Source organism: Streptomyces sp. NBC_00443 (assembly GCF_036014175.1).
Lineage (GTDB): Bacteria > Actinomycetota > Actinomycetes > Streptomycetales > Streptomycetaceae > Streptomyces.
Genome location: NZ_CP107917.1, coordinates 8,070,034 through 8,083,509, shown reverse-complemented (window position 1 = coordinate 8,083,509; position 13,476 = coordinate 8,070,034). Strand labels below are relative to the sequence as shown.

Annotated in this window: 10 protein-coding genes; 4 read left to right on the top strand and 6 right to left on the bottom strand. The window is 70.9% G+C overall.

Annotated features, from left to right (window positions below; all coding sequences use genetic code 11):
* Positions 1 to 157 precede the first annotated feature (157 nt).
* The 3 genes from OHO27_RS36840 (at position 158) to OHO27_RS36830 (ending at position 7,143) form a co-directional block, all read left to right on the top strand.
* Positions 158 to 5,368 (top strand): family 43 glycosylhydrolase, encoded by a 5,211-nt coding sequence (locus OHO27_RS36840; protein WP_328429267.1) that lies wholly within the window; start codon positions 158 to 160, stop codon positions 5,366 to 5,368.
* Between the two features lie 85 nt (positions 5,369 to 5,453).
* Positions 5,454 to 5,831, top strand: coding sequence for a DUF779 domain-containing protein (locus OHO27_RS36835; protein WP_328429266.1), 378 nt, complete (start codon positions 5,454 to 5,456; stop codon positions 5,829 to 5,831).
* Positions 5,832 to 5,907: 76 nt separating this feature from the next.
* Positions 5,908 to 7,143, top strand: a complete 1,236-nt coding sequence (locus OHO27_RS36830) for a phosphodiester glycosidase family protein (protein ID WP_328429265.1) — start codon at positions 5,908 to 5,910, stop codon at positions 7,141 to 7,143.
* 3 nt (positions 7,144 to 7,146) lie between these two features.
* Here the strand turns inward: OHO27_RS36830 and OHO27_RS36825 are convergent, their stop codons facing one another.
* From OHO27_RS36825 to OHO27_RS36800, 6 genes are all read right to left on the bottom strand, one after another.
* Entirely contained in the window at positions 7,147 to 7,341 is a 195-nt protein-coding gene (locus tag OHO27_RS36825) for a hypothetical protein (RefSeq protein WP_328429264.1), read from the bottom strand.
* Between the two features lie 126 nt (positions 7,342 to 7,467).
* The gene (locus tag OHO27_RS36820; RefSeq protein ID WP_328429263.1) at positions 7,468 to 8,334 is read right to left on the bottom strand and encodes a phosphatidylinositol-specific phospholipase C/glycerophosphodiester phosphodiesterase family protein; all 867 of its coding nucleotides are present in this window, start codon (positions 8,332 to 8,334) and stop codon (positions 7,468 to 7,470) included.
* Between the two features lie 195 nt (positions 8,335 to 8,529).
* Positions 8,530 to 9,615, bottom strand: a complete 1,086-nt coding sequence (locus OHO27_RS36815; protein ID WP_328429262.1) for an acyl-CoA dehydrogenase family protein — start codon at positions 9,613 to 9,615, stop codon at positions 8,530 to 8,532.
* Positions 9,612 to 10,796, bottom strand: a complete 1,185-nt coding sequence (locus OHO27_RS36810) for an acyl-CoA dehydrogenase family protein (RefSeq protein WP_328429261.1) — start codon at positions 10,794 to 10,796, stop codon at positions 9,612 to 9,614. Before OHO27_RS36810 ends, OHO27_RS36815 begins: the two co-directional genes overlap by 4 nt.
* On the bottom strand, positions 10,793 to 11,770 hold the full coding sequence (locus OHO27_RS36805) for an NADPH:quinone oxidoreductase family protein (RefSeq protein WP_328429260.1): 978 nt from the start codon (positions 11,768 to 11,770) through the stop codon (positions 10,793 to 10,795). The genes OHO27_RS36810 and OHO27_RS36805 overlap by 4 nt, the downstream gene beginning before the upstream one ends.
* 103 nt (positions 11,771 to 11,873) lie before the next feature.
* Complete coding sequence (locus OHO27_RS36800; protein WP_328429259.1) at positions 11,874 to 12,449, bottom strand: helix-turn-helix domain-containing protein; 576 nt, start codon at positions 12,447 to 12,449, stop codon at positions 11,874 to 11,876.
* Positions 12,450 to 12,526: 77 nt separating this feature from the next.
* On the opposite strand from OHO27_RS36800, the gene OHO27_RS36795 reads away from it, so the two are divergent.
* Positions 12,527 to 13,474, top strand: coding sequence for an NAD(P)/FAD-dependent oxidoreductase (locus OHO27_RS36795; protein ID WP_328429258.1), 948 nt, complete (start codon positions 12,527 to 12,529; stop codon positions 13,472 to 13,474).
* The last annotated feature ends 2 nt before the right edge of the window (positions 13,475 to 13,476 follow it).

Genomic DNA, 13,476 nt, shown 5'->3' with positions numbered 1-13,476 from the left:
GAGTCGAACCCCATCCGTTCGACCTGCCGGACATCGTTCGAAAACCCTTGACGCCCCACCACACCCCGACTGACACTCTCGCAACACGACGTCACACAGCCGAAACGGCAGGGTGCCCATGGCCGCGGCCCCGCCATGCCTCAGCAGGGAAATCCACATGCCGTACATCGCACGCGTCCGTGTCCGCGCGAGACGCCTGGCGGGCCGACTCGCCGGGCTGACCGCAGCGTCACTGTTGCTGGGCCTCACCGCACCCGCCCTTCCCGCGCAGGCGGCTCAGACGGCCGAGGCGGCGGAGATCACCGACGGTCTCGCCCTCTGGTACAAGCTCGACGCCACCTCCGGCAGCACGGTGACCGACGCCTCCGGCAACGGCCGCACCGGCACGGTCAGCGGCGCCGCCGACTGGTCGGGCACCGGTCAGGGCCTCGCCTTCAACGGCTCGGACACCTACGTCAAAGTGCCGAACGACGTCATGAAGGGCATGGACGCGATCACCGTCTCGCTGGACGTGCGGATCGACTCCGCGCAGAGCACGCCGTACTTCCTCTACGGCTTCGGCAACTCCAGCGGCGGCAGCGGCAACGGCTACCTGTTCACCACCGGCAACTCCTTCCGGACGTCCGTCGCGACCGGCAACTGGTCGACGGAGCAGACCACCCGGCCCGCCGACTCCCACAATCTGACCCGCTCGGTGTGGAAGCACGTCTCCTACACCCAGACCGGCACCACCGGCGTGCTGTACGAGGACGGCGTCGAGGTCGGCCGCAACACCTCGGTCACCGTCACCCCGGGCGCCATCGGCTCCGGCACCACCACCGCCAACCACATAGGCAGGTCGGTCTACTCCGACGACAAGCTCTTCAAGGGCCGGATCCGTGACTTCCGCGTCTACGACCGCGCCCTCGCCGGCTCCGAGGTCGAGCAACTCGCCCTTCCCGTCGCCACGCAGGGCGTCGCCGACGACAAGGCCGCGCTGAGCCTCGGTGCCACCGACGCCGTCACGGCCGACCTCGACCTGCCGCGGACCGGCACGGCCGGCGGCTCCGCGATCAGCTGGGCCAGCGACAACCCCGGCGCCGTGTCCGGCTCCGGCACGGTGACCCGCCCCGCCGCCGGTGAACCGGCCGCCCACGCCACGCTCACGGCGACCCTGAAGAAGGGCGCCGTGACCGACAGCAGGACCTTCGATGTCACGGTGCTCCCCGCCTTCGACGACCGGACCGCCGCCGAACACGCCGCCGAGGCCCTCACCGTCCACAACCTCGACGACGTACGCGGCAACCTCGCCCTCCCGACGACCGGCTCCTACGGCACCGACGTCACCTGGTCCTCCGCGAAGCCGGACGTCGTCTCCGCCGACGGCTTGGTCCACCGCCCCGCGCACGGCGCCGGCGCCACCACCGTCGAGCTCACCGCCACCGTCACCAAGGGCGAGGCGAAGGCGACCCGCACGTTCACCGCGGACGTGCCCGAGCTGCTGAAGCAGGAGGCCCTCAAGGGCTACATGTTCAGCTATTTCACCGGCGAGGGCACGGCCGACGGCGAGCAGCTCTACGCCGCCCTCAGCAAGGGCAACAACCCGCTGCACTGGCGGGAGTTGAACGACGGCAAGCCCGTCCTGACCTCCACACTGGGCGAGAAGGGCCTGCGCGACCCGTTCATCATCCGCTCCCCCGAGGGCGACAAGTTCTACCAGATCGCCACCGACCTCAGGATCTACGGCAACGGCGACTGGGACGCGGCCCAGCGCACCGGCAGCAAGTCCGTCATGGTGTGGGAGTCCACCGACCTCGTCCACTGGACGAACCAGCGCCTCGTCAAGGTCTCACCGGACAGCGCGGGCAACACCTGGGCGCCGGAGGCGTTCTACGACGCGCAGCGCGGTGAGTACGTCGTCTTCTGGGCGTCGAAGCTGTACGACAACGAGGCGCACTCCGGCGACACGTACAACCGCATGATGTACGCGACCACCCGGGACTTCTACACCTTCAGCGAGCCCAAGGTCTGGATCGACCGCGGCTACTCCGTCATCGACTCCACGGTGATCCAGCACGGCGGGACGTACTTCCGCCTCTCCAAGGACGAGCGGAACAACTCCTCCTCGACCCCCAACAGCAAGTTCATCTTCGAGGAGAAGAGCAACTCCCTCCTGAACCCGTCCTGGGACGCCGTCGCCGAGGGCATCGGCAAGGGTGCGATGAACGCGGCCGAGGGGCCGCTGGTGTTCAAGTCGAACACCGAGGACAAGTGGTACGCCTTCCTGGACGAGTTCGGCGGCCGCGGCTACATCCCCTTCGAGACGACCGACCTCGCCTCCGGCACCTGGACCCCGTCCACCGGCTACGACCTCCCCGCCAAGCCCCGCCACGGCACGGTGCTCCCGGTCACCCAGGCCGAGTACGACCGTCTGCTGCGCGCCTACCAGCCGGACCAGCTCGTGGAGAGCGTCGAGGGCGTGAAGGTGAGGACCGGCATCGGCCAGGCGCCCGTCCTGCCGGCCACTGCCGTCGCCACGTACGCCGACGGCGTCAAGCGTCCCGTCGCGGTGACCTGGGAGGACGTCCCGGATTCCAAGTACGCGCAGTCCGGCACCTTCACCGTGACCGGCAGCCTGCCGGACGGCGCCGCGATACCGGTCCGGGCCGAGGTCACGGTCTCGGAGGAGGGCGCCGATGTCCCCGCCGACCTGCTCCTGCGATACGACTTCGACGAGACGGGCGGCAACATCGCCCGTGACTCCAGCGGCCATGGATACCACGGCACCTATGTCCGTACGCCCGACTTCGGCACCGGCGTCGAGGGCGGCTCGTTCAGGATGTCCGGCGACTCGAACTCGCCGTACGTGAAGATCCCGAACGGTGTGCTGAAGAACGCCGACAGCGTCACCGTCTCGACGTACGCCAAGTGGAAGGGCGGCGACAGCTTCCAGTGGCTGTTCGGCCTCGGGCCCGACAGCGACAAGTACCTCTTCGCCACCCCCTCCAACGGCGGCTCCAGCCTCTACTCGGCGATCACCAAGGCGAGTTGGTCGGCGGAGTCGAAGCTGACGGCGGGCTCGCAGCTCACGCCGGGCGAGTGGCGGCACGTCACCGTCACCCTCGACGGCTCGACCGGCACGATGGTCCTCTACGTGGACGGCATCGAGGCGGCCCGCACGACCACGGCCGTCAAGCCGTCCGAGCTGTACGACGCGGACAAGGACTACGGCGGCTACGTCGGCAGGTCCCTGTACGCGGCCGACCCGTACTTCGGCGGCGAGGTCGACGACTTCCGCGTCTACGACCGGGCCCTCACCGCGGCGCAGGTAATGGAGCTCAGCGGCAACACCACGGGCATCGCGAAGGTGACGGCCCCGGCGCTGAAGGTCGACGCGCTCGTCGACAACTCCGGCAGCAGGATCACGCTGCCGATGAAGGAGGGTACCGATCTCACCGCCCTCGCCCCGGAGTTCACCCTGGCCCACGGCGCGGCGATCAGCCCCGCCTCCGGCAGCGTCCAGGACTTCACCAAGCCGGTGTCCTACGAGGTGACGGGCTCCGACGGCAAGAAGCGCACCTGGTCGCTCTCGGCGCTCGTCATGAGGAGCCCGGTGCTGCCCGGTCTCAACGCCGACCCGAACATCGTGCGCTTCGGCGACACCTTCTACCTGTACCCGACGACCGACGGCTTCGAGGGCTGGAGCGGTACGCAGTTCAAGGCGTACTCCTCCACCGACCTGGTCCACTGGAAGGACCACGGCGTCATCCTCGACCTCGGCCCCGACGTGTCCTGGGCGGACAGCAGGGCCTGGGCGCCGACGATCGCCGAGAAGGACGGGAAGTACTACTTCTACTACTGCGCCGACGCCAACATCGGTGTCGCGGTGTCCGACTCGCCGACAGGGCCCTTCAAGGACGCGCTGGGCAAGCCGCTGCTCAAGGCGGGCGACTTCAGGGGCCAGATGATCGACCCGGCGGTGTTCACGGACGACGACGGCCGGTCGTACCTCTACTGGGGCAACGGCCGCGCGTACGTCGCGCCGCTCGGCGACGACATGACGTCCATCGACACCTCGAAGGTCACGGACATCACGCCGAGCGGCTACAACGAGGGCACCTTCGTCATCAAGCGCGACGGCACCTACTACTTCATGTGGTCGGAGAACGACACCCGCGACGAGAACTACCGCGTCGCCTACGCCACCGGCCCCTCGCCCACCGGCCCCTGGACCAAGCACGGCGTGATCCTGGAGAAGGACCTCTCCCTCGGCATCAAGGGCCCCGGCCACCACTCGGTCGTGCACGTCCCCAACACCGACGACTGGTACATCGCCTATCACCGCTTCGCGATCCCCGGCGGTGACGGTACGCACCGCGAAACGACCGTCGACAAGCTGGAGTTCGGCGCCGACGGCCTGATCGAGAAGGTCGCGCCCACCCTGACCGGCATCGACCCGGTGACCGTCGTCCACGCCGGCCCGGACGGCAGCGGCGAGGAGGGCGACGCCATCGCGCTGAACGGCTCGGTCTCCGGCGCGGCCGCCCCGAAGTGGGCGGTGGCGGCGGGAGCCCCCTGCACGCTCGCCGACGCGACGGCCGCCCGGACCACGCTCACCTGCAAGGACGACGGCACCTACAAGGTCACTCTGTCGGGCGGCCGCAGCAGCGACATGGCCACCGTGACCGTGGCCAACGCGGCCCCGGCGATCACCTCGACGACCGGCCCCGCCTCCGCCGTGCCGACCGGCAAGCGGACCGTCGTGACCGCCGCCTTCGGCGACCCGGGTGCCCGGGACACCCACACCTGCACCGTCGACTGGAAGGACGGCACCCGGCCGACGACCGGCACGGTCACCGGCACCACCTGCCGGGCCCAGCACACCTACACCGAGGCCGGCATCCACCGCCCGGTGATCACGGTCAAGGACGACGACGGCGCGACGGACAGCACCACCCTGACCGAGCTGATCGCCTACGACCGCACCGCGGGCCCCGCCCTCGGCACCGGCCTGATCACCTCCCCGGCCGGCGCATACCCGGCCAAGCCGACCCTGACCGGCAAGGCGGCCTTCTCCTTCGCCGCCGCCTACACCCACGCGAAGGGCACGATCCCCACCGGCAAGGCCACCTTCGACTTTGGCCCGGCCAGGCTGAAGTTCCGCTCCACCGCCTCCGACTGGCTCGTGATCACCGGCCACCAGGCGGTCTACCAGGGCTCCGGCACCGTCAACGGCAAACCCGGCTACGCCTTCCGCATCACCGCCACCGACGGCCCGGACACCTTCCGCATCCGGATCTGGAAGAAGTCCACCGGCGACGCCCTCTACGACAACACCACCGCCATGAAGCCCACGGGCTTCATCACCGTGGGCACTGGTCGCCACTAGCCCGTCCCGGCACCATCACGGCCGCGAGACGACGACCTCCTTGGTGCAACCCTCTCGCAACGTTCGCCGTGCTCCCCTTGCCGCCATGGATGAGGACACCCCGCCGTACGACGAGATCCCCCGCGTCGAGCTCACCCCCGCGGCCGCCGACCTGCTGCGCCGGCTGCGGGCGGCGCACGGCCCGCTGATGTTCCACCAGTCCGGCGGCTGCTGCGACGGCAGCGCGCCGATGTGCTACCCGGAGGGCGAGTTCCGTACGGGCGGCTCGGACGTGCTGCTAGCGGAGCTGCATGTCGAGGGGGTCGAGGAGCCGGTGACGTTCTGGATGGCGCGCAGTCAGTACGAGGTGTGGAGCCACACCCGGCTGATCGTCGATGTCGTGGCGGGCAGAGGCAGCGGCTTCTCCCTGGAGGCACCCGAGGGGGTACGTTTCCTCACCCGTTCTCGCGTCGTCGGCGCCTAGAGACCCCGCAGGTCATCGCCGTCTGGTGCACTTCCCCTGCGTCCTGCCAGATTTGACGAGACATCAGGGGGGAACTGTGACGCGTCGTCAGAAACGGTTCGGAACGGCCAGAGCGGCGCTCACGCTGCTCACGGCACTCAGCGCGCTGGCCGGTACGGCCCTGGTGGGGGCGGCACCGGCCGGCGCCGCGCAGGGCACCCCGGTCGCGCCGGGTGTCTCGTACGACGAGTTCGACATCGCCGCGGCGAAGGGCACAGCGCACGCCCATGTCCTCACCGTCGACCTGCGCAACCCGCGCGTGCGCCTCGATCTGCTGCATCCGGGGGCGGTGGCGGCCCGGGCTACCATCTCCGAGCAGGCCACCGCACAGGGCGCCGTCGCGGGGGTGAACGGCGACTTCTTCAACATCAGCGAGGCCCAGCACCCCGGCGTCCAGGCGACCGGCGCCAGTGTGGGCCCGGCCGTCGCGCGCGGCAAGGCGCTGAAGGGCGCGGTGCCGAACGGCCAGCGTTTCGGGCCCGCGCTGCCGCCCGGCACGGACACCGAGGACGTGTTCGGGCTGGGCATCGACCGCCGAGCCCGCCTCGACGGCTTGGGTCTCGACGGCTCGATCCGCACGCCCGAGGGCCGGCTTCCCCTGCGCGGGCTCAACCAGTACGCCCTTCCGGTGGGCTCCATCGGGGCGTTCACCGCCAAGTGGGGCAGCGTGTCCCGGGTGCGCGCCACCTGCGGGACGGACACGGACCGGGCGGCTCCGTGCAGCACGGACACCTACGAGGTGACGGTCCGTCGGGGCCGTATCGTGTCGACCGCCGACACCCCCGGCAGCGGGCCGATCGCGCCTGACACGACCGTGCTCGTAGGCCGCGAGGCAGGCGCGCAGCAGCTGCGGAAGTTCTTCGCGGGCGAGCACGTGACAGTGCGCCACCGGCTGGTGGCGTCGAAGTCACGCGTTCCGTTCAGCTTCGCCCTCGGCGGCTATCCGGTCCTCGACGACGGACAGCCGCTGCCCGGCCTCGACAATCGGACCTCCGCCGTGCGCACGGCTGTGGGCATCGCGGACAACGGCAGGCGCCTGCTGCTGCTCGCGCTGGACGGCGCACCCGAGTACCGCGCCGGTCTGACCATCGCGGAGGTGGCCTCCGTCATGCGGGAGTTGGGCTCGGCCGACGCTTTCAGCCTGGACGGCGGTGGCTCGTCGACGCTGGTCGCCCGCGCGCCGGGAGCGGGGACGGTCTCGGTACGCAATCACCCGTCCGACGGTGTGGAACGCCCTGTCCCCAACGGCATCGGAGTCTTCTCGGCTCGCTGACGTTCACGGTCTGAGGCCGCTGACGATGTCCGCCGTGGCCGTCAGACCGCTGTTGATGGTGGGCGCCATGCTTGTGCTGGCCAGGTAGAAGCCGAGCAGCAGGCACACCAGCGCATGGGTGATCTTCAGTCCGCCGTTTCGGACGAAGATCACCGCCAGGATGAACAGCAACAACACCACAGAGATGGAAATGGCCATCGTCAACCTCCTCCGCCACGCCGCCTTGTCAACGTTCGCGGCGTTCGGCCGCAAGTGTGGCGTAGCGGAGGGTTCGTCCGGGCGGCTGACCTGTCCTCCGAACGTGTGGTGTTCCCGCGCGGCGTTCTAGAAGGTCCTCCGCCGGGCGTCGAGGAAGGCCTCCAGGCCGGCGAGGTCGTCGGTGTTGAGGAAGTCGACGCCGGCGGCCAGCAGTTCGCCCCACAGCGCGTCGCGGGCCGGGCCGGCCACGTCCGGGGTGGCCCAGAACCGCACCTTCTGCCCGCGGGAGTGCGCCGCCCGGACGATGCCGCGCAGCTTCTGCCGCTCGGCGTCCGGGAAGGCGCCGACGCCCAGCCAGGTGAAGTTGAGCGTCCAGTTGTCGCTGATGAGCGAGATGAAGGAGGCGGGCGCCGCGCTGCCGAGGTCGGCGAGGCGGCCGTCGTAGAAGGCGCGGCGGACGGTCTGGGCCTCCATCGGCGCACGGGCCGCACGGTCGCCGGAGATCACGGCGGTGACCGCCCCGGGCAGGACCCGGCCGTGGGCGTAGGTCGTGAACAGGTGCTTGTAGCGCTTGAGGTGCTTGTCGAGTTCGAGGTACGTCGACGCGCCCTCGGTCTTGATGTCGATGAGCAGCTGGATCGGCTTGCGGCGTCCGCGGTAGACCGAGCCGTGGTTGGCCCGCACGCGGGCGGCCAGCGGGTCGAGGTAGAGGGACTCCAGCGTGCGGGTGGGGTCGAGGTCCTCGGGGTCGTGGGCGACGAGGAGCTGGTCGCCCACGAGGTAGATGTCGGCTTCGAGGCTGCCGAAGCGGTGGTCGAGGGCGTCGAGGAGGGGGCGCGGGTGCTCGTAGTCGTTGTGGGCGTGGGCGCGCCACAACGGGCGGGGGCCGTGCTTCTGTTCGCCGGCCAGCGCGCCGGTGGCGGGCAGGGCGACCGCGCCCGCGAGGGCGGCGCCGAAGGTGGTGAGGGCTCTGCGACGGGTGGTGAGGGCCATGTGCTCTGCCTCCCTGACAGGGGCGTTTCAGGCGTTGGGAACCGCTGCGAGTATGCGATTCCGATGCCCCAAACAGCAGAGCTGTGCGGCGAGTTGGCCGGACTGCCGTCCTGTGTTCACTTCACCCGTGCAGCGCACACGAAAAGGCCCGCCCCAGGTGGGGCGGGCTTTTCGCGCGGTTCGCTCAGGTGTACGTCAGGGAGCCTGCAGGTCGACGAGTTCGGCCAGGGCCGCACGGTGGGCGCCTGCCGTCCCGTAGGCGATGGAGTCGGCCTTGGCACGCTTCAGGTACAGGTGGACCGGGTGCTCCCAGGTCATCCCGATTCCGGCGTGCAGTTGCAGCGCCTCCTCGGCGGCGTGCACCGCGACGGGCGCCGCGTAGGCCTGGGCGACGGCCACCGCCACGTCGACGTCGTTCCCCGTCGCGAGCGCGTCTGCGGCGCCCCGGGCGGCGGCGCGGACGTTGACGACCTCCAGCCACAGCTGGGCGAGCCGGTGCTTGAGCGCCTGGAAGCCGCCGACGGGCCGGTTGAACTGCTTGCGGTCCTTCAGATAGCGGACCGTCTCGGTCAACGTCCATTCGGCGAGCCCGAACTGCTCGGAGGCGAGCAGCCCGGCTCCGGCGCGCAGGGCGCGTCGTACGGCGGGTTCGGCGGGCCCCAGCAGCCGCCCGGACGCCCCGTCCAGGCGCACCGTCGCCACCGGCCGGGTCAGGTCCAGGGACACCTGCGGGGTGACGGTCACGGCCTCGGAGTCGACCGCGTACAGCCCGCCGTCGTCCGCGGGCACGAGCAGCACGTCGGCGACGGCCGCGTCCGCGATGCCGGTCAGCTCCCCGTGCAGGGCGCCGCCCTCATGCCGTACGACCTTGTAGGCGCCGCCTGGAGCCACGTTCAGTGCCACGCCGAGGGCGCCGATCCGCCGCCCGGACGCCAGCTCGGCCAGCAGGCCCGCGTCGGTCTCGCAGCCGAGCAGGGCCTCCGTGGCCACGACAGCACTGGTCAGGAACGGCACGGGCGCCACCGCGCGCCCCAGCTCCTCCAGCACGACGGCGACTTCGCGGTGGGTGGCACCCTGGCCGCCCTGCTCCTCCGGGACCAGGAGCCCGGCCAGGCCCATCCCGTCCGCGAGCGCCTTCCAGGCCGCGAGGTCGTGCGGGGCGTCCGACTCGGTGCGCGCGATGACGCCGGGCGCGTCGCAGTGATCGGCGAGCAGGTCCCGTACGGCGGCCCGCAGTGCCTCTTCCTCCTCCGAGTACAACAAGTCGCGCTGCTTCGTCATCGGGCGAGGTCCTTCCATGCGACGTCCTTGTCGGTGCGCGGCTCGGACGGCAGGCCCAGGACGCGCTCGGCGACGATGTTCAGCAGGACCTCGCTGGTCCCGCCCTCGATGCTGTTGCCCTTGGAGCGGAGGTAGCGGTATCCGGCGTCGCGGCCGGTGAAGTCCACGAGCTCCGGGCGGCGCATGGTCCAGTCGTCGTACAACAGACCTTCCTCGCCGCGCAGTTCGACCTCCAGGCCGCTGATCTCCTGGTTGAGGCGGGCGAAGGCGAGCTTCATACCGGCACCCTCGGGGCCGGGCTGGCCCGCGACGAGCTGCTGGCGCAGCCGCTCCGCGGTGAGGCGGGAGACCTCGGACTCCACCCACAGCTTCAGCAGCCGCTGGTGCAGGTCATGGGTGCGCAGCTCGGGCCGCTCGCGCCAGGTCCCGGCGATCGGGCCGATCATGCCGCCCTCGCGGGGCAGCCGCATGCCGCCGATCGCGACGCGCTCGTTGTTCAGCGTGGTCTGCGCGACCCGCCAGCCGTCGCCGACCTCGCCGAGGCGACGTGCGTCCGGGATGCGGACGTCGGTGAGGAAGACCTCGTTGAACTCGGCCTCACCGGTGATCTGCCGCAGTGGCCGGACCTCGACGCCGGGGTCGGTCATGTCACAGAGGAAGTAGGTGATGCCCGCGTGCTTGGGCACGTCCGGGTCGGTGCGGGCGATGAGGATGGCCCAGCGGGCGATATGGGCGCTGGACGTCCAGACCTTCTGCCCGTTGACGACCCAGTCCTCGCCCTCTCGCACGGCGCGCGTCCTGAGCGCGGCGAGGTCGGATCCGGCGCCGGGCTCGCTGAAGAGCTGGCACCAGACCTCCTCACCCGTCCACAGGGGCCGCAGGAACCGCTGCTTCTGCTCCTCGGTGCCGTACTTCAGGATCGTCGGCGCGGCCATGCCCAGCCCGATCCCGATGCGCCGCGGGTCGTTGTCGGGGGCGCCCGCGGCCTCCAGCTCGGCGTCCACGACGGCCTGGAGGGAGCGGGGCGCGCCGAGTCCGCCGAGGCCCTCGGGGTAGTGCACCCACGCCAGACCCGCGTCGAAGCGGGCGCGCAGGAAGTCCAGCCGGTCCGTGCCGGTGGGCGGATGGGCGTCCAGCAACTCGCCCGTCCGGCGCCGGAGTTCGGAAGCGTCGATCGTCATGCGGCGGCTCCGTTCTGCAGCGACGGCACGACGGCGATACGGCCGGTGGTGACGCCGTCGGCGACCTTCTGGACGGCGACGGCGGCCCCGCTCAGCGGCACTCGCTCGCTCACCAGCGGCTTGATCGCGCCCCGGGCGGCCAGCTCGGTCAGCCGCTCGTGGCAGTGCTGGATCAGCTTCGGGTTCTTGGTGTTGTACAGACCCCAGTGCAGACCGAGGACCGAGTAGTTCTTCACCAGCGCGTGGTTGAGCGCCGGGCTGGGGATCGTGCCGCTCGCGAAGCCGACGACCACGATCCGGCCCTCGAAGGCGACGACCTTGGCGGACTGGGCGTACGCCTCGCCGCCGACGGGGTCGTAGATGACGTCGGCGCCCCGGCCGCCGGTGGCCTCCTTCACGGAGCCGATGACGTCCTCGGCACGCCGGTCGATGACGACGTCACAGCCCAGCTCACGGGCGACGGCCGCCTTGTCCGCACCGCCCACGACACCGATGACCCTCGCCCCGGCCGCCTTGCCGAGCTGCACGGCCGCGCTGCCGACCCCTCCAGCGGCAGCGTGGACGAGCAGCGTCTCGCCGGCTTCCAGACCGGCCCGCCGGTGCAGGCCGAACCAGCCGGTCTGGTAGCCGATGTGCAGGGCGGCGGCCTCGGCGTCGTCCAGTGCCTCGGGGGCGGGCAGGACGGCGCGGGCGTCCGCGACGGCGTACTCGGCGAAACCGCCGTACGGCAGCGCGGGGTTGGCCAGCACACGGCGCCCGTCCCCGGTCTCACCGCAGATCTCCACGCCCGGCGTGAAGGGCAGCGGCGGCCGGACCTGGTACTGGCCCCGGCACAACAGGGCGTCCGGGAAGTTGATGTTCGCGGCACGCACCTTCAGCAGGATCTGGCCGTCACCGGGCGTGGGCGTCTCGACGTCCTCGAGCCGCATCACCTCGCTCGGCTCGCCGTTCTCGTGCACTTGCCATGCCTGCATGCGGTGCCTCCACGGGGGACTGCTTCGTCTGACCGGGGTCGGTTCGCATACTAAGCGGTCGCTTGCCGATCAGGGAACAGTCATGTGGGGACAGTCATGTGCGTCACGACTTCTTGGGCCGCGCCCGCACATGCATCCGCTCCCCCTGCGGACCGAACAGACTGAGGAACTCCACCGGCCCCTCACCCGTCGACCCGAACCAGTGCGGCACCCGCGTGTCGAACTCGGCGGCCTCTCCCGCCGCGAGCACCACGTCGTGCTCGCCGAGCACCAGCCGCAGTCTGCCCGACAGGACGTACAGCCATTCGTAGCCCTCGTGCGTCCGTGGCTCCGGTTCGAGCCTGCGCTGCGGTTCGAGCACCTTGAAGGCCTGGAGGCCGCCGGGCTGGCGGGTGAGCGGCCAGTGCTTGCGGCCGTACTGCTCGATCGGTTTGGTGGCGCGCACCCTCGGATCGCCGACGACGGGATTGCCGACCAGCTCGTCCAGCGGCACCTGGTGCGCCCGCGCGATCGGCAGCAGCAGTTCCAGGCTGGGTTTGCGCAGGCCGGACTCCAGCCGGGAGAGCGTGCTCACCGAGATGCCGGTCACCTCGGACAGCGAAGCGAGACTCACCTCGCGCTCCTTGCGCATCTGCCGCAGCCTGGGACCCACGCCCGCGAGAACTTCGTCGGTACTCATGCCGGTATTGCAGTTTCGGCAAACTTGTTTGTCAATCCCGCGCCCTCCGCGGCACGGTCTGGGTGGAGGTGGTCACCATGACCGAAACGTACGAAGTGATCGTCGTGGGAGGCGGTGCGGCGGGCCTCTCGGCCGCCCTCGTCCTGGGCCGGGCCCGGCGCCGCACCCTGGTCGTCGACGCGGGCGAGCCGCGCAACGCGCCCGCCGCGCACATGCAGGGCTATCTGACCCGGGACGGCATGTCCCCCGCCGAGTTCCTGGCGGTCGGCCGCGAGGAGATCGCCCGGTACGGCGTGGAACTCGTCCGGGACACCGCCGTGGACGTCACCCAGGGCGAGGACTTCGCGGTCGAGTTGGCGAGCGGACGCACCGTGCGCGCCCGGCGGCTGGTGATCACCACCGGCCTCAGGGACGAGCTGCCCGCCGTCCCCGGCGTCGCCGAGCGCTTCGGGCGCGATGTGCTGCACTGCCCGTACTGCCACGGCTGGGAGGTACGCGATCAGGCCTTCGGAGTGCTGGCGACCGGCCCCCTGAGCGTGCACCAGGCGCTGATGGTCTCCCAGTGGTCCAAGGACGTGACCTTCTTCCTGCATGAGGTCGCCGAGGACAGCCTGCCGGACGACGACCTGCGCAGGCTGGCCGCCGCGGGCGTGCAGGTCGTTCCCGGCGAGGTCGCGGGGCTGGTGGTCGAGGACGACCGGCTCACCGGAGTGCGGCTGGCTGGGGGTACCCCCTCTGGGGGAGGTGCGGTCCACGACCGCCAGGCGCTGTTCGTCGCGCCCCGCCCGATCCCGCAGACCGCGCTGCTCCAGCGGCTCGGCGCCGAGATGACCGAGACGCCCTTCGGCGCCTACCCGGTGGTCGACGCGACGGGCCTGACCTCCGTGCCGGGCGTGTGGACCGCGGGCAACGCGATGGGGTTCGGCGAGCAGGTCGTGAACGCGGCGGCGGGCGGCTACCGCGCCGGGGCGACCATCAACGGGGAGATGCTGATCGCCGACATCGACGCGGCCGCGGGGGTGTAGAG

Coding starts and splice junctions, on each gene's coding strand:
- OHO27_RS36795 (WP_328429258.1), top strand. CDS start 12,527: ATGACCGAAACGTACGAAGTGATCGTCGTGGGAGGCGGTGCGGCGGGC.
- OHO27_RS36800 (WP_328429259.1), bottom strand. CDS start 12,449: ATGAGTACCGACGAAGTTCTCGCGGGCGTGGGTCCCAGGCTGCGGCAG.
- OHO27_RS36805 (WP_328429260.1), bottom strand. CDS start 11,770: ATGCAGGCATGGCAAGTGCACGAGAACGGCGAGCCGAGCGAGGTGATG.
- OHO27_RS36810 (WP_328429261.1), bottom strand. CDS start 10,796: ATGACGATCGACGCTTCCGAACTCCGGCGCCGGACGGGCGAGTTGCTG.
- OHO27_RS36815 (WP_328429262.1), bottom strand. CDS start 9,615: ATGACGAAGCAGCGCGACTTGTTGTACTCGGAGGAGGAAGAGGCACTG.
- OHO27_RS36820 (WP_328429263.1), bottom strand. CDS start 8,334: ATGGCCCTCACCACCCGTCGCAGAGCCCTCACCACCTTCGGCGCCGCC.
- OHO27_RS36835 (WP_328429266.1), top strand. CDS start 5,454: ATGGATGAGGACACCCCGCCGTACGACGAGATCCCCCGCGTCGAGCTC.
- OHO27_RS36825 (WP_328429264.1), bottom strand. CDS start 7,341: ATGGCCATTTCCATCTCTGTGGTGTTGTTGCTGTTCATCCTGGCGGTG.
- OHO27_RS36840 (WP_328429267.1), top strand. CDS start 158: ATGCCGTACATCGCACGCGTCCGTGTCCGCGCGAGACGCCTGGCGGGC.